18 protein-coding genes and 1 pseudogene are annotated in these 16,211 nt (G+C 63.6%); 10 read left to right on the forward strand and 9 right to left on the reverse strand.

What is annotated here, in order from left to right; all coding sequences use genetic code 11:
• Positions 1–5 precede the first annotated feature (5 nt).
• From ACLEJP_RS00610 to ribBA, 7 genes are all read right to left on the reverse strand, one after another.
• On the reverse strand, positions 6–1,070 hold the full coding sequence (locus ACLEJP_RS00610) for a TerC family protein (protein WP_440803602.1): 1,065 nt from the start codon (positions 1,068–1,070) through the stop codon (positions 6–8).
• Positions 1,071–1,250: 180 nt separating this feature from the next.
• Positions 1,251–2,552 carry a substrate-binding domain-containing protein gene (locus tag ACLEJP_RS00615; RefSeq protein WP_440803604.1) on the reverse strand — a complete coding sequence of 434 codons (1,302 nt, stop codon included), beginning with the start codon at positions 2,550–2,552 and terminating at the stop codon, positions 1,251–1,253.
• A 139-nt stretch (positions 2,553–2,691) separates the two neighbouring features.
• Positions 2,692–3,840: an ABC transporter ATP-binding protein gene (locus ACLEJP_RS00620; protein WP_440803606.1), complete on the reverse strand. Its 1,149-nt coding sequence runs from the start codon at positions 3,838–3,840 to the stop codon at positions 2,692–2,694.
• A 19-nt stretch (positions 3,841–3,859) separates the two neighbouring features.
• Positions 3,860–4,669 carry an ABC transporter permease gene (locus ACLEJP_RS00625; protein WP_170029338.1) on the reverse strand — a complete coding sequence of 270 codons (810 nt, stop codon included), beginning with the start codon at positions 4,667–4,669 and terminating at the stop codon, positions 3,860–3,862.
• A gap of 6 nt (positions 4,670–4,675) precedes the next feature.
• Complete coding sequence (locus tag ACLEJP_RS00630; protein WP_440803608.1) at positions 4,676–5,593, reverse strand: ABC transporter permease; 918 nt, start codon at positions 5,591–5,593, stop codon at positions 4,676–4,678.
• Entirely contained in the window at positions 5,590–6,615 is a 1,026-nt protein-coding gene (locus ACLEJP_RS00635; RefSeq protein WP_440803610.1) for a polyamine ABC transporter substrate-binding protein, read from the reverse strand. The genes ACLEJP_RS00630 and ACLEJP_RS00635 overlap by 4 nt, the downstream gene beginning before the upstream one ends.
• A 355-nt stretch (positions 6,616–6,970) precedes the next feature.
• A complete protein-coding gene (gene ribBA, locus ACLEJP_RS00640; RefSeq protein ID WP_440803612.1) occupies positions 6,971–8,092 on the reverse strand; it encodes a bifunctional 3,4-dihydroxy-2-butanone-4-phosphate synthase/GTP cyclohydrolase II in 1,122 nt (373 codons plus the stop codon).
• A gap of 78 nt (positions 8,093–8,170) precedes the next feature.
• Here ribBA and ACLEJP_RS00645 point away from each other — a divergent pair, with 78 nt between their 5' ends.
• A complete protein-coding gene (locus ACLEJP_RS00645) occupies positions 8,171–8,464 on the forward strand; it encodes a DUF1330 domain-containing protein (RefSeq protein ID WP_440803615.1) in 294 nt (97 codons plus the stop codon).
• A gap of 53 nt (positions 8,465–8,517) precedes the next feature.
• Here ACLEJP_RS00645 and ACLEJP_RS00650 read toward each other — a convergent pair whose 3' ends face one another.
• A complete protein-coding gene (locus ACLEJP_RS00650) occupies positions 8,518–9,240 on the reverse strand; it encodes a pirin family protein (RefSeq protein WP_440803617.1) in 723 nt (240 codons plus the stop codon).
• A gap of 247 nt (positions 9,241–9,487) precedes the next feature.
• On the opposite strand from ACLEJP_RS00650, the pseudogene ACLEJP_RS00655 reads away from it, so the two are divergent.
• The 3 genes and pseudogenes from ACLEJP_RS00655 to ACLEJP_RS00665 form a co-directional block, all read left to right on the forward strand.
• Positions 9,488–9,724, forward strand: a pseudogene (locus tag ACLEJP_RS00655) (PAAR domain-containing protein); the annotation flags it as partial.
• 219 nt (positions 9,725–9,943) lie between these two features.
• Positions 9,944–10,552, forward strand: coding sequence for a polymorphic toxin type 44 domain-containing protein (locus tag ACLEJP_RS00660; RefSeq protein ID WP_440804432.1), 609 nt, complete (start codon positions 9,944–9,946; stop codon positions 10,550–10,552).
• Positions 10,533–10,925: a hypothetical protein gene (locus ACLEJP_RS00665; RefSeq protein ID WP_440803619.1), complete on the forward strand. Its 393-nt coding sequence runs from the start codon at positions 10,533–10,535 to the stop codon at positions 10,923–10,925. The genes ACLEJP_RS00660 and ACLEJP_RS00665 overlap by 20 nt, the downstream gene beginning before the upstream one ends.
• A gap of 40 nt (positions 10,926–10,965) precedes the next feature.
• Here the strand turns inward: ACLEJP_RS00665 and ACLEJP_RS00670 are convergent, their stop codons facing one another.
• A complete protein-coding gene (locus tag ACLEJP_RS00670) occupies positions 10,966–11,985 on the reverse strand; it encodes an alpha/beta hydrolase (protein WP_440803621.1) in 1,020 nt (339 codons plus the stop codon).
• Between the two features lie 146 nt (positions 11,986–12,131).
• Here ACLEJP_RS00670 and ACLEJP_RS00675 point away from each other — a divergent pair, with 146 nt between their 5' ends.
• From ACLEJP_RS00675 to ACLEJP_RS00700, 6 genes are all read left to right on the forward strand, one after another.
• A complete protein-coding gene (locus ACLEJP_RS00675) occupies positions 12,132–13,016 on the forward strand; it encodes a LysR family transcriptional regulator (protein WP_440803623.1) in 885 nt (294 codons plus the stop codon).
• Positions 13,017–13,053: 37 nt separating this feature from the next.
• A complete protein-coding gene (locus ACLEJP_RS00680) occupies positions 13,054–13,455 on the forward strand; it encodes a hypothetical protein (RefSeq protein WP_440803625.1) in 402 nt (133 codons plus the stop codon).
• A 121-nt stretch (positions 13,456–13,576) separates the two neighbouring features.
• Complete coding sequence (locus tag ACLEJP_RS00685; RefSeq protein WP_003256222.1) at positions 13,577–13,798, forward strand: MbtH family protein; 222 nt, start codon at positions 13,577–13,579, stop codon at positions 13,796–13,798.
• On the forward strand, positions 13,795–14,514 hold the full coding sequence (locus ACLEJP_RS00690; protein ID WP_440803627.1) for a thioesterase II family protein: 720 nt from the start codon (positions 13,795–13,797) through the stop codon (positions 14,512–14,514). The genes ACLEJP_RS00685 and ACLEJP_RS00690 overlap by 4 nt, the downstream gene beginning before the upstream one ends.
• A gap of 56 nt (positions 14,515–14,570) precedes the next feature.
• Complete coding sequence (locus ACLEJP_RS00695) at positions 14,571–15,122, forward strand: isochorismatase family protein (protein WP_440803629.1); 552 nt, start codon at positions 14,571–14,573, stop codon at positions 15,120–15,122.
• Positions 15,119–16,201 (forward strand): DUF1615 domain-containing protein, encoded by a 1,083-nt coding sequence (locus ACLEJP_RS00700; protein ID WP_440804433.1) that lies wholly within the window; start codon positions 15,119–15,121, stop codon positions 16,199–16,201. The genes ACLEJP_RS00695 and ACLEJP_RS00700 overlap by 4 nt, the downstream gene beginning before the upstream one ends.
• Positions 16,202–16,211: the final 10 nt, after the last annotated feature.

Raw genomic sequence — 16,211 nt, forward strand, 5'->3', positions numbered from 1 at the left:
GGGAGTCAGACCCGCATCTGCGGGTCATCCTCTTTCTGGCCGACTGTACGATCGGCATTTGCTGGTTGCTCGAGCGGCTGATCCACGACAGCCACCTTCTCCCCCCGCGTCTTGACCAACGAAACCACCACCCCACCCAACAGCAACCCGAACGTCACCCCCAACGACAGCAGCGCCGGCACCTTGCCCACCATGCCGTGGTAGAAAATCTTGCAGCCAATGAAGACCAGCACCATCGCCAGCGCGTACTTGAGGTAAACGAACCGGTGCATCAGCGCCGCCAGCGCAAAGTACAGCGAGCGCAACCCCAGGATGGCGAAGATGTTCGAGGTATAGACGATGAACGGGTCCTGGGTAATCGCGAAGATCGCCGGCACGCTGTCGACGGCGAACACCAGGTCGGCCAGTTCGATCAGCACCAGTGCCAGGAACAGTGGGGTGGCATGGCGCAGCGCCTTGTTCTGGCCGGGCGGAGCAAGGCGTACGAAGAAATGCGCGCCGTGGATCTGCTCGGTGACCCGCATGTGCCGCCGCACGAACTTCAGGATCGGGTTGTTGGCCAGGTCCGGCCGGTGGTCTTCCTTCGACAGCGCCATCTTCACCCCGGTAAACAGCAGGAAGGCGCCGAAGAGGTACAACACCCAGGCGAAGTTCTGCACCAGCGCCGCGCCCACACCGATCATGATCGCCCGCAGCACGACCACGCCGAGGATGCCCCAGAACAGCACGCGGTGCTGGTAGCGGCGGGGGATGGCGAAATAACTGAAGATCATCGCCATGACGAACACGTTGTCCATCGATAGCGACTGCTCGACCAGGAAACCGGTATAGAACTCCAGCGCCGGTTGTGCGCCCAGGTAATACCAGACCCCGAGGCCGAACAGCACGCCGACGCTGAAATAACCTGAATACAACAACAGGCTTTCACGCATTTCGATTTCCCGCTCGTGGCGGTGCAGCACGCCAAGGTCGAGCACCAGCAGGGCGACGACGATGGCCACGAACAGCAGCCACAACCAGGCGCTGGTACCGAGGAACGGGGTGGTGAGGAAAGTGTGTAGAGCTGTCATGAGCCCCTCCTTGAATGTCGACGTTGCATGGCAACAGTGATCCGACATGGCGGCCTGGCAGCCGTCAGAGGGGCCCGGTATCACATGGTCTTGAGCCTAGACCTGATTACCGGGGATGCCGAATGGGGAGCTGTTACATTATTTTGCCGGGACCTGTGTAGCGTCGACCCGCAGCGGCGGTCAGTTCACCCATACCTCGACCCGGCGGTTGCGCAGCCGCCCTTGCTCCAGTTCGTTTCCTGCCACCGGTAGTTCATCGCCCATGCCCATGACCTGCTGCACCTCGACCCCATCGCGCGCCAGCTCGCGGCGCACTGCCTGGGCGCGCAGGCGGGAGAGCAGGGCGGCACGGCCAGGGGTTTCCTTGGGGTCGCCAAAGCCCACCAGCACTGCCTTGCCGTTCAGCTTGCCGGCCTGGCGCAGGTAATCGGCCACCCGCTGCACATCGCGCAATGCCTTGGTGTCGAGGCTGGCGCTGCCCTCCTGGAAGCGGAAGTTCACGCTCAACCGCTGCGCTTGCTGGGCCAAGGCACGATAACGCGGTGGCATGTCGGCCAGCGGTGCGACAGGCTGGGCATTGATCTGCTGCGAGACGAAACCCTGCTGGGCGACGATCGCCTGGCCGGCCGGGCTCTGGGCGAAGTCTGCCAGGGCCTTGGCCTGCGGTTTCGGATTAGCCGGCAGGTAGAAGTACAGGCGCCGCGACAGTGGATAGTCTTCGCTGGCCACCAGCGCGCGCTCGGGGAGCATGGCCGGCGCGTCGCCTTCGGCCACCGCCAGCACCTTGGCCCGGTGCACGGCCGGCAGGCTGCTGAAACCGATGGCCTGGCGGTCGGCGCCGACTTGCGCGGCCAGCTCGTCGCTGGATTCGAAGCGCCTGGCCGTGGCCGCCAACGTTTCGTGCTGCGGTTCCAGCACCAGCGCCTTGAAGGTTTCGTAGGTACCGGAGCGGTCGTCACGGGCGTAGAGATGAATGGTACCACCGGCAATGCCCAGCTGCTCCCAGCGCTGTATCTGACCGGAGAAGACCTGTGCCAGTTGCGCTGTAGTGAGTTGCGGTAGCGGGTTGTCGGGGTGGACGATGACCGCGACGCCATCGAGGCCGATCACCTGCTCGGCGGCGGCGCCGCGCAGGTCGCCAAGTGCGCGCAGCTGGCCCGCTTCGCTGTCGTTGATCGGCCGCGAAGCGGCGGCCAGGTCGGCCTCGCCCCGCCCCAGGGCGGTGAAGCCGGTACTGGAGCCGTGGGCGGCGATATCGACGCGTATCGGCTGCCCTTGGCTGTCACGCGCAGTGATGACGGTTTCATTGGCGAGTTGCCCGGGGTGCTGTTCGACCGCCGTGGCATGCCGGGCGCGCAATTGCGCCTGGACCAACGCCGGCAGCAGCGCTGCGCCGATCGTGTTGGATCCCTGCACCCGCAGGTACTCGGCGTGGGCCGTCAGCGGAAGCAGGGCAAGCAGCAAGACAAGCAGGCGGGGCATGCCGGTTAGCCCTGTGGCATGGAGTTGGCCGGCAGATTACGACAGTAGCGTGATCATAATGTGACAGGTCACACCTGTAGCAGCGGATTTATCCGCGATGCAGGCGCCGCGCTGGCTGGCACCGGCATCGCCGGTCATTTCAATGCGCCCCGGCGGATTTGCTCAAATCGCTCTCGGCCCATTCGGTATAGATGCAGGCATCAGCCACCGCCCAGCGCACCTTCACGGTATCGCCCGGCTGCATCGGCATGCCCGCAGCCGACAGTGCCTTCACGGTCAGCTCGGTGCCGCCCGCAGTGACGACGTGGCAAGTCTGGCTCTCGCCCAGGAACAACACCTCGCCAACCTTGGCACTGACCTCGTTCCAGCCCGCCGGCAGCGGCTCGCGTACGGCCTGCTCGGCGGTGAGGGCCAGGGCCTTTTCCGGGCGCACCATGATCAGCCCCTCCTGCGACGCGGCCAGGCCCGGCGTCAGGCGGATTGCCACTGGCTGCCCTTCGAAGCTGCCTGCGCCGTTGCCGCTGGCCTTGATCCGCAGGAAATTGGAATTGCCCAGGAACGAGGCGACGAAGGCATTCGGCGGGTTCTGGTACAGGTCGTAACCGGTGCCGAGGCCGACGATCTTGCCATGGCTGAAGATGGCGATGCGCTGCGACAGGCGCATGGCTTCTTCCTGGTCATGGGTGACGTAGACAATGGTGATGCCCAGGCGCCGATGCAACTGACGCAGTTCGTCCTGCAGGTCCTCGCGCAGCTTCTTGTCCAGCGCACCCAGGGGTTCGTCCATCAGCAGGATGCGTGGCTCGTACACCAGCGCCCGGGCGATCGCCACGCGTTGCTGCTGGCCGCCGGACATCTGCGCCGGCTTGCGGTGGGCGAACTGCTCCAGCTGCACCAGCTTGAGCATGGCGTCGACGCGCTTGCTGGTCTCGGCGGCGCTCAGCTTGCGAATGGCCAGCGGGAAGCCGATGTTGTCGCGCACGTTCAGGTGCGGGAACAGCGAATAGCGCTGGAACACCATGCCGATGTCGCGCTTGTGCGGCGGTACGTTGACCAGCGACTGGCCGTCGACCAGGATTTCGCCTCTGCTGGGCGTTTCGAAACCGGCCAGCATCGACAGGGTGGTGGATTTGCCCGAACCGCTGGAGCCAAGAAAGGTCAGGAACTCACCATCCTGGATGTCCAGGTCGAGGTTATCGACGGCGGTGAAGTCGCCGTAATGCTTGTTCAGGCCGCGCAGGCTGACCAGGGTCTTGCCTGGCGCGTGTTCTTTCATTACTGCACTCATTATGGTTTTCTCCGCGCGTTCAGGCGTTGACTTCGGTGCGCCGACGCAAAGCGGCGGCAATGAACATGACAAGCAGCGACAGGCCGATCAGCAGGGTCGAGGCCACGGCAATGACCGGGCTGAGGTCCTGGCGCAGGGTGGTCCACATCTTCACCGGCAGGGTCTGCAGGTCGGGGCTGGCCATCATCACGCTCAACACCACCTCATCCCACGACACCAGGAAGGCGAACAGGCCACCGGCGATCATGCCCGGGCGAATCGCCGGGAAGGTCACCTTGAAGATCGCCTGCAGCCGCGAGGCGCCGCAGATCACTGCGGCGTCCTCGATCGACTGGTCGAACAGCTTCAGCGAGTTGATGATCGAGATGATGGTGAAGGGCAGGGCGACGATCACGTGGCTGACCACGAAAGCGAACAGCGTGCCGGTGTAGCCAAGCTTGAGGAACAGCGCGTACACCGCCACCGCGATGATCACCAGCGGCACGATCATCGGCATGGTGAACAGGCCGTACAGCAGTTCGCGGCCGGGGAAACGGCCACGCACCAGGGCGAACGCGGTAGGCAGGCCCAGCAGCACGGCTGCCACGGTGGTCAGCAGGGCCACCTTGAGGCTGGCCAGCGCAGCGTCCATCCACTCCGGGTTGGAGAAGAACTGGCCATACCATTTGAAGGTCCAGCCCGGCGGCGGGAACACCAGCCACTGCGACGAGCCGAACGACAGCAGCACGATGAACACCACCGGCAGCAGCAGGAACGCGGCGATGACCCCGGTGGTCAGGTACAGGCCGGTGCGCAGCGGGCGGCCCATGGCATTGGGAGACAGGAGCATGGCGGTTTACCTCGCGTTGCCAACCGGCGATTCCGGCTGCAGCTTCAGGTACAGGTAGAAGAGCACCAGGGTGATGACCACCAGCAGTGCGGCGGCGGCGCTGGCCAGGCCCCAGTTGAGGAAGGACTGCACCTGCTGGATGATGAATTCGGGCAGCATCATGTTCTGCGCACCGCCCAGCAGGGCCGGGGTGACGTAGTAACCGAGCGACATCACGAACACCATCAGTGCCCCGGAGAACAACCCCGAGCGGCACAGCGGCAGGAACACCTTCCAGAAATTGGTCCACGGGCTGGCGCCGCAGATCGAGCCGGCCTGGAGCACCATCGGGTCGATGGCATGCATGGTGGCTTGCAGCGGCAGCACGATGAACGGGATCATGATGTAGCTCATGCCGATCACCACGCCGGTCAGGTTATGCACCATTTCCAGTGGCGCATCGATGATACCCATGGCCATCAACGCCTTGTTGATCACCCCCGAGCTCTGCAGCAGCACCAACCACGAGTAGGTGCGCGCCAGCAGGCTGGTCCACATCGACAGCAGCACGATGTTCAGCAGCCAGCGGCCCCAGCCCTTGGGCACCAGGGTGATCGCCCAGGCCAGCGGGAAACCCAGCAGCACGCTGATCAGGGTGACCACGCCGGCCACCGAGAAGGTGTTGAACAGCACCCGCGCATAGGCCGAGTTGGCGAACAGTTGCTCGTAATTGCCCAGCCCTGGCGTCGGCTCCAGCACCCCGCGCAGCAACAGGCCGGCCAGCGGGGCGAAGAAGAACAGGCCAAGGAACAACAGGGCCGGCAGCAGGTTGCGGCTGCCTTTCCAGCGCTGGCTCAGGCTTGCGCGGCGCGGGGCCGCGCCCGGTGCGCCGGTGCCCGTGGGGGCACCTTGCTCGCTATGCAGGGCGTTGATGGCGACTTTCATTTGACCAACCACTCATTCCAGCGGGCTGCGATGGCCTGGCCGTTCTTGGCCCAGTAGGCGAAGTCGAGGGTGACCTGGTCCTGGGCGTAGGCAGTGGGCAGGTTCTGTGCAAGGTCCTTGTCCAGCTTGGCCACGCTGTCGACGTTCACCGGCGCGTAGGCAGTCTTGTTGGCGAACTCGGCCTGGCCTTCGGCGCTGCTGGCGTTGGCCAGGAACTTCATCGCTGCGTCCTTGTTCCTGGCGCCCTTGGGCACCACGAGGAAGTCGGCCATGACCAGGTTCTGTTTCCAGCTCACGCCTACCGGCGCGCCGTCCTGCTGCAGGGCGTAGACGCGGCCATTCCAGAACTGGCCGAGCGAAGCTTCACCTGAGGCCAGCAGTTGCTGCGACTGGGCGCCACCGCCCCACCAGACAATGTCCTGCTTGATGGTGTCGAGTTTCTTGAAGGCGCGGTCCAGGTCCAGCGGGTAGAGCTTGTCGGGGGCCACGCCATCAGCCAGCAGGGCCAGTTCCAGGACGCCAGGGCTGGGCCATTTGTACAGGGCGCGTTTGCCCGGGTAGGTCTTGGTATCGAACAACGCCGTCCAGTCCAGCGGTTTGTTGGCGCCGAGCTTGCCTTCGTTGTAGCCGAGCACGAAGGAGAAGAAGAACGAACCGACGCCGTGATCGGAGACGAAGCGGGGGTCGATCTTGTCGCGTTTGATCTGGTTGAAATCGAGGGGTTCGAGCAGGCCTTCGCTGGCCGCCCGCAGGGCGAAGTCGGCTTCGACATCGACCACGTCCCACTGCACGTTGCCGCTTTCGACCATGGCCTTGAGCTTGCCGTAGTCGGTGGGGCCGTCCTGGATCACCTTGATGCCGCTGGCCTTGCTGAAGGGTACGGCCCACGCTTCTTTCTGGGCGTCCTGGGTGGTACCGCCCCAGCTGACGAAGTTCAGGCTGTCGGCAGCCTGGGCGGCCTGGCAGGCCAGGGTCAGCAGGCTGGCGGACAGCACTGCGGTTACACGTTTGCTCAACAGCATGGTTACGCCCTCGTTGCTTTTGTTATTCGAGGCGGGGCTTGTGGTGCGCCCGCCAATCATGTTCGGGGAGCCGCTAAAACAAGGTGTCTGAAGGCCGTTTGTAATTGTAGGGGCCGGCCGACAGATTTTAAGGTCTACGGGATATCATATTATGGTATTCCAAACTTTTGGCAAGCGTTATGGGGCTACCGGCCATCACTCCGTCCGCTCCAGGCTGACGCGAACCCGTGTAGGAGCGGCCTTGTGTCGCGAAAGGGCTGCAAAGCAGCCCCAGCAATTTGTGCATCTGCGCTGAAACCCTGGGGCTGCTTCGCAGCCCTTTCGCGACACAAGGCCGCTCCTACGCGGCTCCGTATCAACCCACCAGGCCAGGCTCGAAGGGGATGCTCTGCACCACCTCCAGCTCGTACCCGGCCAGCCCGGCATATTTCAGTGGTGGGCCCAGGTGACGCAGCTTGCCCACGCCCAGGTCCTGCAGAATCTGCGCGCCGGTGCCGACCTCGGAGTACACCTTCGACTGCCCTCGCTGGTAAGGCCGCACCGGGTGGGTGAGCTGCGGTACGCGCTCGAGCAAGGCTTGGGAGGACTCATGGTTGGCCAGGATCACCACCACACCGGCGCCTTCCTCGGCCACTTTCTGCAGCGCCGCCCACAGCGTCCAGTTGGGTGGCCCGGCGTATTCGGCACCGACCAGGTCGCGCAGCGGGTCGATCACATGCACCCGCACCAGGGTCGGTTGCTCGCGGCGGATGGTGCCCATGACCATGGCCATGTGCCCCCCCCCTTCGATGCGGTCCTCATAGGTGACCAGGCGGAAGGTGCCATGCACGGTCGGCAGTTCGCGTTCGCCGATACGCTTGATGGTCTGTTCGGTACTCAGGCGGTAATGAATCAGGTCGGCGATGGTGCCGATCTTGATCCCATGCCGGGCGGCGAATACCTCCAGGTCGGGGCGGCGGGCCATGGTGCCGTCGTCATTGAGCACCTCGACGATCACCGAAGCCGGGGTGAAACCGGCCAGGCGCGCCAGGTCGCAACCGGCTTCGGTGTGCCCGGCACGGGTCAGCACGCCACCTTCGCGGGCGCGCAGGGGAAAGATGTGCCCCGGTTGCACCAGGTCCTCGGGGCAGGCGCCGGGGGCCATGGCTGCGGCCACGGTGCGCGCGCGGTCGGCGGCGGAAATGCCGGTGGTCACGCCGCTGGCCGCTTCGATCGACACGGTGAAAGCGGTGCTGAACACGCTGCCGTTGGCCGGTACCATCTGTTCCAGGCCCAGGCGCTGACAATGTTCTTCGGTCAGGGTCAGGCAGATCAGGCCACGCGCTTCGCGGGCCATGAAGTTGACGGCCTGGGCGTCGCAACGCTCGGCGGCGATCAGCAGGTCGCCTTCGTTTTCCCGGTCCTCGTCATCCACCAGCAGGACCATCTTGCCCTGCCGGTAGTCCTCGAGAAGTTCCTCGATGGTGTTGAAAGCCATGTTGCACGCTCGCGGTAATGGGGTGATTATTATGGTATACCATCATACATAAATATCGCCGTAACAGGAGAGCAGCGCATGAAGGCCTACTGGATCGCCCACGTGGACGTGACCGACCCCGAGCAATACCAGCAGTACACCCAGCGCGCCCCGGCTGCCTTCCAGGCGTTCGGTGGCCGCTTTCTGGCCCGCGGCGGACGCAGCGAGGCGCTGGAAGGGCGGCCTACCCCTCAGCGTAGCGTGGTGATCGAGTTCGATTCGTACGAGCAGGCGCTGGCGTGTTACCGGTCCGCGCTGTACCAGGAGGCGTGCAGCCATCGCCAGGGCGTGGCGAAAGCCGAAGTGATCATCGTCGAAGGGGCCGAGCCTTGAGTGTTGCCTGATGCCCTCTTCGCGGTTCAACCCGCGAAGAGGGCGGACCTGCGTCAAGGCATGCCAGGCAGCTCGTGCGGTCGCAGGTCGAACACCAGTACCTCGGCATCCACCCCATTGCCCAGCTCCAGCAACTGTTCCTGCCTTACCCGAACGCCATCCCCTTCATTGAGCCGCTGCCCATTGAGCTCGACACTGCCACGGGCCACATGCACGTAGGCATGGCGATTCTCCGCCAAGGTCAGCGTGGCGCGTTCGTCTGCGTCGAACAAACCGGCATACACCCGCGCATTCTGCCGCACCTGCAACGAACCCTCGGCACCATCCGGCGAGATGATCAAACGCAGCTTGCCGCGCTTTTCCTCGGCACTGAAATGCTGTTGCTGGTAACGCGGCGTGGCGCCTTGCACGTTCGGCACGATCCAGATCTGCAAAAAATGCACCGGCTGCACCTGGCTGTGGTTGAACTCGCTGTGGGCCACGCCATGGCCGGCGCTCATCAGTTGCACATCGCCCGGGCGGATGACCGAGCCGGTGCCCAGGGTGTCCTTGTGCTCCAGTGCGCCTTCCAGCACATAGGAGAAAATCTCCATGTCACGGTGCGGGTGCTGGCCAAAGCCCTTGCCGGCGATGACGCGGTCGTCGTTGATCACCAGCAGGTCGGAGAAACCTTGCTCTTCCGGGTTGCGGTAATGGCCGAAGGAGAAGGTATGGAAGGATTTCAGCCAGCCATGGAAGGCCAGGCCGCGGTCGTTGGCGTTGCGTACGGTAAGCATGGTGGTTCTCCTTGATAAGCCTGATCTGCTAAGGCATCAGGCTGCTGATGGGAGAAGCTTAACTGTCAACTTGGTTGTTAAAAAATAAGCACACGCGTGAATAACTGTCTCTTCCAGGCTGACTATCGGGGAAGTGACGCGTAGGACAATGCAACGTGTCCTGTAGGACTGTTCCTGTACCGTTCGGGCGCGATTTTCTTGGTCTTGGTGGGTGCTAGCCTCCCGGTTTCGCTTGAGGAATCTACGGATGGCACCTTTCAGGATTCACGATCGACCCCAGGCCTTGAATGGAGACCGTACCACTACAGGGGCCGTATGCCTGGCCAGTAACGCCGGATTCAAGGTGCAGGGGCGTGAGGCCTTGAGGCTTAATGACAAGACCACTCCATGCCCTGTTTGTGGTGAGGTCGGAACGCTCGTGGAGGGCGTATCACACTTCATCATCCAAGGGCGCCCGGCGGTAGTTGATGGGGCTTTGGTAGCCTGTGCGTGCCCAGCGGGTAGCAACCGTGTCATGGCCACGGGAGGACTTGGCGAAACGACAAGGTCCGCGACGACACAGCAGGCGAGCCAGGCGTCAATATCAGCTCAAGGTGGCTCCATCTCTCCCATCAAGCTTGCGCTTGCAGAAAGCAAACCGCTGCCTGCCACTTGCAACCACCCTGACATGATGGAGCCGGTAGCGAGCTATATCGCGGGGGAAATGAACCGCAACATCACACACCCATCCGTACGGAAAATGAAGAAGCTGACCAGCTTTGACGCGACAGAGGAACGTTCAAAATTTCTAGAGCTTCCTTGGTATGCACGTCTTTTACCGCCTGACTTTCAATCAATGATGGTTGCTAACACTGCTGCCGCGATGGCGCTTTGGGCAGAGCGGGTTGGTCAGGACAGGCCATGGGATCATAAGAAGTCCATCAGGCAACAATTCAGTGGGGTTTGGCACAAACAAGGTGAAGTTGACTACTTCTACGATATCTGGTGGAACATCCATTACGGCTATGTAGGGCGGGCTGGTGGTCTGTCTGAAAGCGCTCTTCTGGACGGTGCCGGGCTTGAGCAGATTGCATCAGATACCATTCGGAAGATTGATGATTGGGATGAACAAGATGGGCCTCGTCGCTACGCAGACATCGACGGGATGCGTGCTTGGGATGATATAGGCGATCGTGTCTCAATCAGTATTGGTATCAAACTGCACAAGCAGCAACCAGACGATGGGATTACGGCAAAGGTGCTTATGGATGAGGTACTAGCAGTGTCATTGTCAAGCTGGGGAGGTAGCGTACGTGACCACCTCTGCAGATAAACCGAAACGGCATTTCTGGCGCTGGGTGGTCGCGATTATGTTCAGCCCAATCGTCTTTTGGTATGTAGCCATACCGCGCTTGAGTTTTCATTTTTCTGACAAGGGGCAGGGGCGTCTTGGCTATATCTTGAACGTCCAAGATAACATTGCAAAAGGCGAGATCTACCCAGGTGAAACCACCGGCGGCGCCGGGCATATCTTCCCCAACGACCAATTCTTCATGCAATTCGATTGGAATAACCGAGGTAAATGGCACTGCATTCGGGCCAAGCCCAGGTGGCCGAGGATCCATATCTACATCGGGCCGGACGGTGCCATAGATAGCCGCACCGATGGCAGATTCATCGAAGCCTGCGGGACGTTTCCGCCATAGCAGCAAAAGACCCGCCTGGGCGGGTCTTCTAGCCATCGATTTACTGCAGGTGCACTTTAAGTTCGGTGCCCGCCTGTCTCATCGCCGCCTTCACCGCCGGCACCTCGCTCAACGGGTTCAACAACCCATAGTCATGAATCATCCCGTTGTAGCGCACCGAGGTCACCGTCACGCCAGCGGCATTCAGCTTGCGGGCATACGCCTCACCTTCATCGCGCAACACGTCGAACTCGGCCGTCTGCACCAGGGCCGGCGGCAGGCCTTTGAGCTGTTCGCTGCTGGCGCGCAGCGGCGAGGCGTAGATCTGTTCCCGTGCCTTGGCATCGGTGGTGTAGTTGTCCCAGAACCATTTCATCATCCCGGTGGTGAGGAAGTGCCCCTCGGCAAACTGCTTGTAGGAAGCAGTCTCGAAGCTGGCATCGGTGACCGGCCACAACAGCAGCTGGAAGCGCAGCGCCGGGGTACCGGCTTCTTTGGCCTTGAGCGCGACCACCGCCGCCATGTTGCCGCCGACGCTGTTGCCGGCCACGGCCAGGCGCTTGCCGTCCACGCCGATTGCCTTGCCATGCTCGGCCACCCAGCGGGTCGCGGCGTAGGCCTGGTTGATCGCCGTCGGATAATGCGCTTCCGGCGACGGGGTGTAGTCGACATAGACTGCCACTGCGCCAGAGCCGACCACCAGGTCGCGGATCAGCCGCTGGTGGGTCGGGAAGTCACCGAGCACCCAGCCGCCGCCGTGGAAGAACATGAACACCGGCAGGTCGCCCTGCACATTGGCCGGGCGTACCACTTGCAGCGTGATCGACTGGCCATCGGCCTGGATGGTGTGTTGCTTCACCTCGATGCCGGAGAGGTCGACCTTGACCGAAGCCTGGGCACCGGTCAGCACGGCACGGGCGTCTTTCGGGCTGAGCTGTTCCAGCGGCTTGCCGGCACCTTGTTGCAACGCTTCGAGGAACGCCTGGGTGTGGCTTTCGACCCCAGGGCCGCCGGCAGCGAAAGCGCCGGAAACGGACAGCGCGAGGAGGGAAGCGGTGAGGGTTTTGTGGACAATGTTCATGAGCGAATCCTTTTCCATGCAAGTGTTGGTAATGGGCGTCTTGCCTGGCCTGGCGGGCCATCGCTGCGACCTGTGGGTAGATTAGGCAGATGCGCGGATGGGAAAAAGCCGCTATAAAGCGTTTGACTGTCACTACGAGCGAGACAATGAACCCTTACGAAGACATGCGCATCTTCGCCCAGGTGATGGAGGCCGGCAGTTTCACTGCTGCTGCCGAGCGCCTGGGCATGTCCAAGCAGTCGGTCAGCCGGCGCCTGATGCAGCTGGAAGAGCGCCTGGGTGTGCGCCTGCTGAACCGCTCCACGCGGCGCCTGGACGCCACCCCGCTGGGCCAGCACTACTACCAGTCGGCACTGCGCCTGCTGGGCGAGGTGCAGCAGGTGGAGCACGACATCAGCGGCCAGGCCCAGGCCTTGCGCGGCACCTTGCGCCTGAGCGCGCCGCTGTCGTTCGCCATGGCCCACCTGGGTTGCCTGCTGACGGAGTTCCTGCAGCTACATCCGCAGGTCGATGTGGAGGTGGACTTGAGCGACCGTGCCGTGGACCTGATCGGCGAGGGCTATGACCTGGCGCTGCGGATCGGCGTGCTGGAGGACTCCAGCCTGATTGCGCGGCGTATTGCAGGCGTCGAGCGGGTCTACTGCGCAAGCCCGGCGTATCTACAACAGCGCGGCGTACCCGCCACGCCTGATGAGCTGGCCGGGCACGAATGCCTGCCATATGGGCACTCACGGCAGGTGCAGTGGCAGTTCCGTCAGGCTGGCAAGGCCCAGGTGCTTCAGGTGAGCGGGCGCATGCGGGCCAACAACGGCGAGATGCTCAGGGACGCGGCGATTGCCGGGATGGGGGTGACTTACTTGCCGACTTTTATCGTTGGCCAGGCGTTGGCGGATGGGCGGCTGGTGACGGTGCTGGATGAATGGCGGCCGCCGGCGTTGCAATTGTCGGCGGTGTACCCGCAACACCGACAGGTGGCGCGGCCGGTGCAGGGGTTCGTGGCTTTCCTGCGCGAGCGACTGGTGCACTTGTGACCGCCTTGAAAGCCCGCTACAGGCTATGCTTGCTGGCATGAGCACACCACCGCCTTTGCGCCAGCCTTGCCCGCCTGGCGCCTGCGTTTGCGGCCGCGACCAGCTGGCTGACCACCCGCAGGCCGCCCAGCGCATCCTCCTGCTTACCCGCCAGGAAGAAAAACGCCTGCTTGAACGCCTGGAAAACCTCAAGGACCTGGAAGACCTGCAGCGCCTGCAGCAACGGATGTACGAAAACCTTGGCATCCGTGTGCACATCGCCCCCGGTTTCAACGAAGTGCGGACCATGCGCGGCATCGTCATCGAGCTGGACGACCAGCCCGGGCTGTGCCGCAAGACCCGCCAATCGATTCCGGCGGCGATCCGCCGGGGGCTGGAACGCAACCCGCAGGTCGCCTTCCGTCTGCTCGATACCCATGATTTGCTGCGGGATACCTGAAGGCCACCAGAAGCACTCCTACGAATGCCAGGCCGCTAATTTTTTCACAGCGTGCCACGTCTACTACAAGGCACCCCTGCGTCACGTGCGCAGTGGCATTCATCACTCAAGGAGACAGGCAATGACTTCCGTTTTCGACCGCGACGATATCCAGTTCCAGGTAGTGGTCAACCACGAAGAGCAGTACTCGATCTGGCCCGACTACAAGGCCATCCCCAACGGCTGGCGCGCCGTTGGCAAAAGCGGCCTGAAGAAAGACTGCCTGGCCTATATCGACGAGGTCTGGACCGACATGCGCCCGCTGAGCCTGCGCCAGAAAATGGCCGAAGCCGCTGCCCAGTGAGCGCAGTGAATCTGCTCTGCCTGCCGTACTCCGGCGCCAGCGCCATGGTCTACAGTCGCTGGCGGCGCAAGTTGCCGGCGTGGCTGCAGGTGCGCCCGGTCGAACTGCCTGGGCGCGGTACGCGCATGGCCGAGCCACTGCACACCAACCTGCAAGTGCTGGCCCGGCAACTGGCGGCCGAGCAACGCCTGGCGACCAGTGCCCCCTACGTGCTGCTCGGCCACAGCCTGGGTGCGTTGCTGGCCTTCGAACTGGCCCACGAGCTGCAGGCGCAGGGTAGCCCGCCACCCATGGCCCTGTTCGCGTGTGGAACCGCTGCGCCGACCCGCCGCGAGGACTACGAGCGCAACAATTGGCGCGAACCCAAGGGCGACGCCGAGCTGATCAGCGAATTGCGCGAGCTGCAGGGCACCCCCGAGGAAGTGCTGGCCAACACCGAGCTGATGAGCCTGACCTTGCCGATCCTGCGCGCCGACTTCCTGCTCTGCGGCACCTACGCTTACCGCCAGCGCCCGGCGTTGCAGTGCCCGCTGCACGTGCTGGGTGGCGTGGACGATCGCGCCAGCGACGAGCAACTGCAGGCCTGGCGCCAGGAAACCCATGGACCGTTCTCGCTGCAGATGTTCCCGGGTGGGCATTTCTTCATTCACGAACAGGAAGACCAGGTGCTCGCTGCGCTGGTCGCATCGCTCGAACCGCTTCGGCTTTCCGCCTGATTGACGTCACCGCTTGCCTGGGGGAGGCTAGGCCTTTTCCAGGCAAGGGGCAGGCAATGCTGATCGATCCACACAAGGCGACGCTGCTGGTCGTCGACATCCAGGAAAAGCTCATCGGCGCCATGAGTGACCCTGCAGGCACCCGCGCACGGGCCCGCTGGTTGCTGGCAGCGGCCGCCGAACTGGAGCTGCCGACGGTGATTTCCGAACAGTATCCCAAGGGCCTGGGGCACACCCTGGCCGAGCTGCTGGCCGCAGCGCCAGCTGCCGAGGTGGTGGAGAAAAGCCATTTTTCCTGCGTGGCCGCCGGGTGCCTGCCCGCCAGCTTGATGGCGCGCGAGCAAGTGATCGTCTGCGGCATGGAAACCCACGTCTGTGTGCTGCAGACCGTGCTCGGCCTGCTGGCGCTGGGCAAGCAGGTGTTCGTGGTCGAGGATGCCTGCGACAGCCGCACCCCGGCGAGCAAGGCCGCGGGCCTGGCGCGCATGCGTGCTGCCGGTGCGCAGGTGGTGACCCGCGAGATGGTGTTGTTCGAGCTGATGGGCACTGCCAGCCACCCGCTGTTCCGGCACATCAGCAAGACCTACCTGGTCGGTGAACAGCCCTGAACGCCCGGATACTGGCGGCCGGGCTGATCGCCCTGGCGCTGTTGCAAGGTTGCGCCGGGCGCCGTGAGGAAGCACTCGAAGCAGACCCGGCCAAGGTCCGCGCGCAACTGCTGCGGTTGTTGCCCGCCCAGGCCAGGGACCGCGAGGGCTGGGCCAGGGACATTCAGCAGGCATTCGAAGCCCAGCGCATAGCCCCGAGCAAGAGCAACCTGTGCGCGGTGCTGGCCGTGACCGAGCAGGAGTCGACCTTCAACGCCGACCCGCAGGTACCCAACCTGGGGCGCATTGCCCGCGAGGAAATCGACCGCCGTGCCGCACGCCTGCATGTTCCCAGGCTGCTGGTCGATGGGGCGCTGAAGACCCCTTCGGCCAACGGCAAGAGCTACCAGCAGCGGTTGCAGGCGGTGCGCAGCGAGAAGCAGCTGAGCGAACTCTACGACGAGGTCATTGCCCGCGTGCCGCTGGGCAAGACCTTGCTCGGTGGATTGAACCCGGTGCATACCGGCGGGCCGATGCAGGTCAGCATCGACTTTGCCGAACGGCACGCGCGCGATTACCCCTACAGCTACACCGGCAGCATCCGCCAGGAAGTCTTTACCCGGCGTGGCGGCATGTATTTCGGTATCGCCCACTTGCTCGGCTACCCGACAAGCTACCAGCGCCAGCTGTATCGCTTTGCCGATTTCAACGCGGGCTGGTATGCCAGCCGCAACGCGGCCTTCCAGGCGGCCCTGAGCAAGGCGGCCGGGGTGACATTGGCCCTCGACGGGGACCTGATCGCACCGGGTTCGATCCTGCCAGGGGCCACGGAAAGGGCGGCGCGCCAGCTCGGCACCCGGCTCGGCCTGCGCAACCCGCAGATTCGCCGCCAGCTTGAGCAGGGCGACAGCCTGGCGTTCGAAGACAGCGAGCTGTACAGCGGGGTGTTCGCCCTGGCCGATGCGGCGGCTGGCAAACCGCTGCCACGGGCCGTGTTGCCCGGGATCGAGCTGAAGAGCCCGAAGATCACCCGCAAGCTGACCACGGCGTGGTTTGCCGGGCGGGTGGATGAACGTTATCAGCGCTGCATGAAGCGGTAGCAGCAAGGCG

It is taken from the genome of Pseudomonas sp. SMV7, from assembly GCF_052041995.1.
Classification (GTDB): domain Bacteria; phylum Pseudomonadota; class Gammaproteobacteria; order Pseudomonadales; family Pseudomonadaceae; genus Aquipseudomonas.